This is a genomic window from Achromobacter sp. UBA5777 (assembly GCF_002418565.1).
Taxonomy (GTDB): domain Bacteria; phylum Pseudomonadota; class Gammaproteobacteria; order Burkholderiales; family Burkholderiaceae_B; genus Achromobacter; species Achromobacter animicus.
In genome coordinates this window covers 1-8,177 of record NZ_DIEJ01000119.1, presented here as the reverse complement: position 1 = coordinate 8,177, position 8,177 = coordinate 1, and the positions used below count along the sequence as shown (strand labels likewise).

The following is an 8,177-nucleotide window of genomic DNA, read 5'->3' as shown; positions in this document are numbered from 1 at the left end:
GCGCAGCCATAGCCGCTCCATGCCAAGCTCGCGCAACCAGATGCGCTGCAACGGGTTGATGCGGGGCGGCGCCGGGCGCGGCGCGGCGTCCATCGGGCTCATGCCGGTGCTCCGTCGGGTTCGCCGAAGCGTTTCTGCATGACGATGGCGTCCTCGCGGCCGCCCTGCGCGGCCGGGTAGTAGGCCCGGCGCATACCGATCTGCAGATAGCCGTGGCCCTTATAGAAACTGATGGCGGACGTGTTGGACGGCCGCACTTCCAGGAGCAGGCCTTCGAGGCCGCGTTCGCGCGCCTGCTGCTCGCACCAGTCGAGCATCACGCCGCCCAGTCCCTGCCGATGCAGATCCTGGGCCACCGCGATCACCAGCAGATGCGCCACGTCCGGCGCAAACATCAGAATGCAGAAGCCCGCCAGCTTGCCCTCGCGCCGCAAGGTCCAGGCGCCATAGCCCGACGCCAGCGCGTCCGCGAAGTTTCCGCGGGTCCAGGGGAAGGCCTGCACTTGCGCCTCCAGCGCCACGACCTCGTCCAGATCGGCATCCGTCATGGGCTGCGGGACTGCCGCGGCAAGCGACGGCTGCGCCTTGGGATTACCGCCCTCTCCGCGCAGGCGCTCGGCGGTGGTGAACGCCACCTTGTCGCGCACATAGAGCGGTGCGGCCAGCTCCGGCGCCAGGGTTTCGCCGCGCAGCCAGCCCTGGCGGGCAAGCCGCGCCACGCTGGCCGCCTGCGGCCGCTGAGCATCGACGGCCCGACGCCACTCGCCGGGCGCGGCCATGTCGGCGGCATAGGCCTCCCAGGCATCGCCAGCCAGTAGCGGCGTCAGCGGTTGCCCTGCGCGGGCCGACCAGTTGGGCAGATGGTGCGCCGTCCAGGGCACGACCTCGGCGGCGGCAATCAGCATCGGGGCTTGGAGCGTTTCCCAGACAGATTCCTCGCCCGGGGCGTCGCCGCGGCGGTAGACTGCCAGATAGACCTCGTTCATGCGGGCGTCCAGGGCCACGACGACAGCGTCGGCGGGTGTGCCATCGACGTCGGCGGCGACCGCCTGGTGCGAAACAATAGGCAACACCGGGATCCCCAGCCCAAGAGCCATGCCCTGGGCGACGCCGCATGCGACGCGCAGCCCGGTGAAGCCGCCGGGCCCTTGCCCGAACGCCACGGCATGCAGCTTGGACGGCGTGATGCCGGCCTCGGCAAGCAGCGCATCGGCCATAGGCAGTAGGCGCTCGGCGTGTTCCTGGGAGCCTTCGTGTTCGCGGACGCTGATCTCCAGACGGCCGTCGACCGCCCGTAAAAGGGCCACGCCACAACGTGACGACGAAGTTTCCAGTGCCAGCAGGTTTAGTTCCATAGATGCAGATTGTACGAAATAAGCCGCTGTTACCCCCGTGTGTAAGGGGGATTTCAACCAGGGATCGCAATGTGTAATATCTTGTGAACGCCCTCTAGCCCCCGGTTCTTGTCACTGTTACATTTCCGGCCATGAATACGCAAAACACCACCCCCACCCGAAAAATCCTCGTCGTTGACGACGATCCGCGCTTGCGCGATCTGCTTCGCCGGTACTTGTCCGAACAGGGTTTCAACGTTTTCGTTGCCGAAGACGCGAAAGAGATGGGCAAACTCTGGCAACGAGAGCATTTTGACCTGCTCGTGCTGGACCTGATGCTGCCCGGCGAAGATGGCCTGTCCATCTGCCGCCGGCTGCGCGGTGGCCACGACAATACCCCCATCATCATGCTCACGGCCAAGGCGGAAGAAATCGACCGCATCGTCGGCCTTGAGATGGGCGCGGACGATTACCTGTCCAAGCCGTTCAATCCTCGCGAACTGCTGGCGCGCATCAATGCGATTCTGCGCCGCCGCGGCACCGAGGAACACCCCGGCGCGCCCAGCCAGGAAAACGAATCCATCGCCTTCGGTCCGTACGTGCTGAATCTGTCCACCCGCACGCTCACGCGCAACGGCGAACAGGTGCCCATCACCACGGGTGAATTCTCGGTGCTCAAGGTCTTTGCGCGCCATCCGAAGATTCCCCTGTCGCGCGACAAGCTCATGGAACTGGCCCGCGGCCGCGAATACGAAGCCTTCGATCGCAGCCTCGACGTCCAGATCTCGCGTCTGCGCAAGCTGATCGAGCCGAACCCGTCCAAGCCCGTATTCATCCAGACCGTCTGGGGTCTGGGGTACGTGTTCGTTCCGGACGGTGGTAGCTGATCGGCTGGCCCGCCCGGTGCAGGAGCGCAGCGTCGTGCCGCGCTTGCGCAGAACATTCAGGAACCTGACATCACGTTTGCGGCTCGGCTTGTTCGGCCGCACGTTCCTTTTGCTCGCCGCGCTGATGCTGGTCAGCCTGGGCGCGTGGCTTCAAGTATTTTTCAGCATGGAGCTGGGACCGCGCGCCAATCAAATGGCGCAGCGGGTGATCACGGCCGTCAATATCACGCGCACCGCGCTGATCTATTCGCATAACGGCGAACGCAGCAAGCTCCTCCTCGACCTGGCCACCAACGAAGGCATCCAGGTCTATCCGCGCGAGGTCACCGACTTCGCCGAAGCCCTCCCCGACGACGACTACTGGCAGCGTGTGGCGCAGCATATCCGCACGCGCTTCGGCCCGGAAACGCAGATTGCCTGGGGCGTGAACCAGGTACCTGGCTTCTGGGTCAGTTTCCAGATAGAAAAAGATCTGTACTGGCTGGTGTTCGAACGTGAGCAGATCGGTCTTACAGGCGGGATCGAGTGGCTGGGCTGGGGCGCCACGGCGCTGTTGCTGTCATTGGTCGGCGCCGCGGTCAGCGTGGGCTTCGTCAACCGGCCGCTATCCAGGTTGGCGCGGGCCGCCCAGGTGCTGTCGCGCGGGGAAACGCCCGCGGCCCTGCCCGAACAAGGCCCGCTGGAAATCCGCGACCTGAATGCGTCGTTCAACCGCATGGCCAAGGACTTGCGCCAGGCCGAGGCCGACCGCGAGCTCATGCTGGCGGGCATCTCACATGACCTGCGCACGCCCCTTGCGCGCATGCGGCTCGAAATCGAGCTGAGCGGCGTGTCCGAAGACGCGCGGCAGGCCATCGACGAAGACCTGGGCCAGATCGACCACAGCATCGGGCAGCTCATGGAGTACGCCCGCCCCGCCGGCACCCTGCCGCAGTTGGCCACCGACATTTCCGCCGTGCTGGCCGAATTGTACGAACGCGAGCGCAGCCACACTGCCTCGTTGGGCGGCGAGTTGGACGCGGCGCTGGAGCCTGGCCTGCGCGCCCGTATCACCGCGCTGGACCTGAAGCGCATCGTCAGCAACCTGATCGAGAACGCGCGCCGCTACGGCCGCTCGCCCGATGACGGCATGGCGCACCTGAACATGACGCTGCAGGCCGAAGGCAGCATGATCGTCATCGAGGTCTCCGATCGCGGCCCCGGCATCGCACCCGAAGATGTCGACCGCCTGCTTCGCCCGTTCTCGCGCGGCGAGGCGGCGCGCACCGGCGTCAGTGGCGCGGGGCTGGGTCTGGCCATCGTCGAACGCCTGCTCAAACACGTCGGCGGATCGCTTCGGATGCTTCCCCGCGAGGGCGGCGGACTGACCGCGCGGATAGAGCTGCCCAAAGCCAAGTTTAGGAATTATCAATTAGACAACGATAATCCATAGCGTAGAATTTACGGTTTTGGGGCGATGCCTCATCTCCACCCAACAACTACGGGAGTAAACATGAAAACTGTTGGCGACAAACTCGAACCCTTCAAGGTCACCGGCGTCAAGCCCGGCTTCAACCAGCACGAAGAAAACGGCGTGTCCGCGTTCGAAGACATCACCGAAAGCTCGTTCCCCGGCAAGTGGAAGGTGATCTACTTCTACCCGAAAGACTTCACGTTTGTGTGCCCGACCGAAATCGTCGGCTTCAACAAGCTGGCCAAGGATTTCGAAGACCGCGACGCCGTCCTGCTGGGCGGTTCGACCGACAACGAATTCGTCAAGCTGGCCTGGCGCCGTGAGCACCCGGACCTGAACAAGCTGGGTCACTACCAGTTCGGCGACACCACCGGCGCCCTGATCGACCAACTGGGCGTGCGTGAAAAGGGTGCTGGCGTTGCGCTGCGCGCCACCTTCATCGTTGACCCGGACAACACGATCCAGCACGTTTCGGTGAACAACCTGAACGTCGGCCGTAACCCGGAAGAAGTTCTGCGTCTGCTCGACGGTCTGCAAACCGACGAACTGTGCCCGTGCAACCGTACGGTTGGCGGCGCCACGCTGTAATTTCCAGCCCGGTCCGGACCCTGCCCTGCAGGGGCCCGCGCCGGGCTTTAACTGCGCTAGATTATAGGTAAAAACTATGGAATTTCTTACGACCATTAAGGAACAGCTGCCGGATTGGGCCAAGGACATCCGCCTGAATCTGGACGCCGTGATCGCCCGCTCAACGCTGGCTCCCGAAGACGCCGTAGGCGCCGCCCTGTCCGCCGCCTATGCCGCGCGCAGCCCGGTGCTGGTTGAAGCCTTCAAGAGCGGCCTGTCCGAAGGCGACGCGAACGCCGCGCTGACCGCCTCCGCCCTCATGGGCATGAACAACACCTGGTATCCCTACGTGGAGATGACCGGCGACGCCCAGCTCAAAAGCCTGCCGGCCCAGCTGCGCATGAATGCCTACGCCACCCATGGCGGCGTGGACAAGAAGCGCTTCGAGCTGTTCGCCCTGGTGGCCTCCATCATCGGCAAGTGCCACTTCTGCGTGGCCTCGCACTATGAAAACCTGAAGAACGACGGCCTGTCGACCGAACAGCTGCGCGATGCCGGCCGTATCGCCGCCGTCGTCAACGCCGCCGCGCTGGCGCTGGCCGCCCAAGGCAAGTAAGCGATTCGCCGATCGCAAAAAAGCCCGCCTGCATGATGCAGGCGGGCTTTTCTTTTGGCAGTGGCGGTGCGCGGTCTCCGATGAAGCGGCGCAGGCCGATGGCGGGCCGATCATCAATGCCCGGCCCCGGCCGCCGCCGGACTATTTGCCTGCGGCGGGTTTGACCGGCGCCGTGGGCAGGCCGTTGGCGGTCCAGGCCTCCATGCCGCCGCGATACCAGTAGGCGCGCCAGCCGAGCGACCCCGCACGCAACGCGCCGTTGTAGGCCGAGCGGTCGTTCATGCCCGCGCCCATGAACACGATGGGCGCGTTGCGCTGCCCGCCGGTCTTCTTCTTCAGCCAGTCGTCCAGCGCGCCCTGCAGGTGGTCCGCAACGCTGCCGTCCGACCCGGCATCGGGCAGCGGGTAGGCGATGGGCAACGTATCCCGCCCCGCGCTGGTGTCGATGATCAGGATGTTCTTCTCGTTATTGATCAGCTTGACCAGGTCGGCCGTCGTGATGACGTCGGCACGCGTGTGCTTGACAGGCGTCGGACCCCGGTAGGGGGACGAGAACAGCAGGCTGGTCGGCGGCACGCCGAAGTCCTTCAGTTCGTCGAAGGCGCCGGCGGGCAGCGCGGGCATGCCCTGCCCCGCCGAGGGGGTTTGCCGCGGCGCCGTCTGCGCCCCGCCACCCTTGTTGGCGACGACCTCGCCACCGACCGTGCCCATTTCAATGTCGGAAATCATCACCGCGATGTTCTCGATCAGCTCGTAGCACATCGTGATCGAGCCCTCGCGCGGGTTGTACCAGGCGTTCAACTGGCCGCAATCCTTGAACGTCACATTGATCGGCCGCGGCAGGACGTAGGTGTTGCCCAGATCCTTGACGCTGTTGGCGACGGCGTTGGAAAGAGCCGACGCAAACAGGTTGCCGATCTTGCGCTTGGAGGGTTCCAGCACCACGTTGACCGGCGCGCCGGGCGCGTTGGCCGGTTGCTGGCCGTCCGGCGTCCAGGTGCCCACACGGGTATGGGGCGCCAACAGGTGGCGCCAGGCCCGGTTCTGCTTGTTGAATTCGTCGGTGCAACGCGACTTGGTCCGGTCTTCGAAACCGACGTGCTTGACCACGTTCTCGAAGACGGCGGGATTGCCGCCATACATGATGCAGAGCATGTTGCGGAAGCGTTTCAGGTCGCCGGTGTGCTCGTCCTGCCAGGCCGAGTTCGTCGACGCGCCCCGCTTTTCCGCCAGCATGCCGCTGTAGTACCACTGCAGGGCCGCATACGTGGCGGCCTCGCGGGCCATGACGTTCACGTCCTCGTTGTCGGACGGGTAGATGGTGGGCTCGACGATCCGCAAGGCCGAATACATGTCGACCGCGTCTTCTTCCGCGCCCGTGGACGGCAGTTCCAGCTCGCCGATCAGGGCGTGCCCGAACTCGTGCAGGAAGATGCTGCGCATGATGCCGATGTAGACCGCGACGATGCGCAAGGTGTCCCCGCCGAAACGGGGATATGGGCCGGCGCCGGCCAGCGCTGGGCTGTTGTCGGCGGGGACCTGCGCGGGGGGCGACGCGGCCGACGGCACACGCGGCGCGCCGGCGCCACCCTGTCCGGTACTACCTTGCCCGGCACTACCCCGTCCGGCGCTGCCCTGTCCGGCGGCCCCTTGCGCTCCCACCCCGACCGGCTTGCCGGCCACGTCCGAGACGATCATGAAGTCGGCAATCCCGAACGTGCCCTCGTCATAGGCCATGATGCCGATCTCGCTGCCCAGCGCGGCCTCGTCCTCGATATCGCCAATCTTCTGGCCATTGACCAGGAAACGCGCGGCGCCCGGCACCTCCACGACGCGGATGCGGTCGGTGCCATCCAGCTTGGCGACGTTGGGCACGGACGCGATATCGCGGCGCTTCTGGCCTTCCAGACAGAACAGCAGGATGTTGCGGTCCGCCCGGATCTCCAGCAGGCACAGGCCCTTGCGCGCGTTGTTGTTCAGCGCGATGCCGATGGACGCCTTGGGACTCTTCGAGTTGACCATCACGTTGACATCGGTGATGCGTCCGCTTTCCGGGGCGGGTCCCGGGTTGATGTAGAACGTCTGCTCGCCGCCCGGGACATCGCTGTTGCGCAGGGTGAACCAGCCGTCCTGCTCGCCGACATGCCAGCCTTGCAAAAGCTGCTGCTTGACCGTGGTGGCCAGTGGACCGAGCTGCTTCTCGTAGGCCGCGTGGGCGGAGGTAGCAAAAGCGGCCAGCACAAAAAGTAGCCCCGCGCCACGTAATCGCATCTGAGTGTCCCTGATTAGTCAGATTTCAAGTCGCGCAGCGTAAGTCAGAACAATGCGGTCCGCTTATGCATTTGTTAAAGATGTATGCCAACGTAAAAGCCGCCCGGCCTGGCGGCTCGGGCGGCTTTGGAATACCGGATAAGCGTGGCGCGAATGCCACGCAGCGCGGCCGGCGCGTCAGTGGTCCGCGCGTGCCAGCAAGGCGACTACGGTGGCCGCGATGCCTTCCTTGCGGCCCAGATACCCCAGGCCCTCGTTGGTCTTGGCCTTGATATTGACCTCGGATTCAGCCAGGCCGGTGTCGGCGGCAATGTTCTTCACCATGGCAGGGGCGTGCGGGCCGATCTTGGGCGCTTGCGCGTGCAGCGTGGCGTCGATATTCACCGGTGACCAACCCGCCTTGCGCACGCGCGCCATGGCCTCGCGCAGCAGCACACGGCTGTCGGCGCCCTTGAACGCCGGATCGGTATCCGGAAAGTGCCTGCCGATGTCGCCCAGACCCGCCGCACCGAGCAGCGCGTCGGTGATCGCGTGCAGCAGCACATCTGCATCGGAATGGCCCAAGAGGCCGTGGGTATGGGGAATCGTGACCCCGCCGATGATCAGCGGCCGGCCTTCGACCAGCGCGTGCACGTCAAAGCCCTGCCCGACGCGAAAAGGAATGCTCATAGCCATTTTTCCATCAGTTCAAAATCATCCGGCCACGTCACCTTGAAGTTGCGCATCGAACCGGTGACCAGCAGCGGCGCATAGCCGGCGGCCTCGATGGCCGAGGCCTCGTCGGTGACGGTGATGCCGTTCACGGACGCGGCGGTCAGCGCATCGCGCAGCACGCCCGCGCGAAACATCTGCGGCGTCTGCGCCAGCCAAAGGCCATTGCGGTCCAGCGTGCGTTCCACGCGTTCGTGGCCGCCCTTGACCGTGTCGGCCACCGGCAGGGCCAGCAGGCCGCCGACCGGATCGGCCAGGCACGCGTCGATCAGCCGTCCCAGCGCCGCGGCGGGCAAGCCAGGGCGGGCCCCGTGGTGCACCAGCACCCAGGCATCGTC

At 65.4% G+C, this 8,177-nt stretch carries 8 protein-coding genes; 4 read left to right on the top strand and 4 right to left on the bottom strand.

The window, feature by feature from the left end:
* Nucleotides 1–98: 98 nt before the first annotated feature.
* Entirely contained in the window at nt 99–1,355 is a 1,257-nt protein-coding gene (tsaB, locus tag B3446_RS09120) for a tRNA (adenosine(37)-N6)-threonylcarbamoyltransferase complex dimerization subunit type 1 TsaB (RefSeq protein ID WP_291380234.1), read from the bottom strand.
* A gap of 131 nt (nt 1,356–1,486) precedes the next feature.
* Between tsaB and ompR the strand changes: the two genes are divergently transcribed.
* The 4 genes from ompR to B3446_RS09100 all read left to right on the top strand — a co-directional run bounded on the left by ompR (nt 1,487) and on the right by B3446_RS09100 (nt 4,857).
* The gene (gene ompR / locus B3446_RS09115; RefSeq protein WP_003813882.1) at nt 1,487–2,221 is read left to right on the top strand and encodes a two-component system response regulator OmpR; all 735 of its coding nucleotides are present in this window, start codon (nt 1,487–1,489) and stop codon (nt 2,219–2,221) included.
* Nucleotides 2,222–2,225: 4 nt separating this feature from the next.
* Nucleotides 2,226–3,653, top strand: coding sequence for an ATP-binding protein (locus tag B3446_RS09110; RefSeq protein ID WP_175123348.1), 1,428 nt, complete (start codon nt 2,226–2,228; stop codon nt 3,651–3,653).
* A 60-nt stretch (nt 3,654–3,713) separates the two neighbouring features.
* Entirely contained in the window at nt 3,714–4,262 is a 549-nt protein-coding gene (locus B3446_RS09105; protein ID WP_006217982.1) for a peroxiredoxin, read from the top strand.
* Between the two features lie 76 nt (nt 4,263–4,338).
* Nucleotides 4,339–4,857 carry a carboxymuconolactone decarboxylase family protein gene (locus B3446_RS09100; protein ID WP_013392160.1) on the top strand — a complete coding sequence of 173 codons (519 nt, stop codon included), beginning with the start codon at nt 4,339–4,341 and terminating at the stop codon, nt 4,855–4,857.
* Between the two features lie 141 nt (nt 4,858–4,998).
* On the opposite strand, the gene B3446_RS09095 is transcribed toward B3446_RS09100, so the two are convergent.
* From B3446_RS09095 to B3446_RS09085, 3 genes are all read right to left on the bottom strand, one after another.
* Nucleotides 4,999–7,128, bottom strand: a complete 2,130-nt coding sequence (locus tag B3446_RS09095) for a DUF4344 domain-containing metallopeptidase (protein WP_291379981.1) — start codon at nt 7,126–7,128, stop codon at nt 4,999–5,001.
* A gap of 177 nt (nt 7,129–7,305) precedes the next feature.
* Nucleotides 7,306–7,797: a 2-C-methyl-D-erythritol 2,4-cyclodiphosphate synthase gene (ispF, locus tag B3446_RS09090; protein ID WP_191576786.1), complete on the bottom strand. Its 492-nt coding sequence runs from the start codon at nt 7,795–7,797 to the stop codon at nt 7,306–7,308.
* Nucleotides 7,794–8,177 (bottom strand): 2-C-methyl-D-erythritol 4-phosphate cytidylyltransferase (locus tag B3446_RS09085; protein ID WP_291379978.1); only part of this gene is annotated, 384 nt, incomplete at its 5' end. The genes ispF and B3446_RS09085, both read right to left, overlap by 4 nt.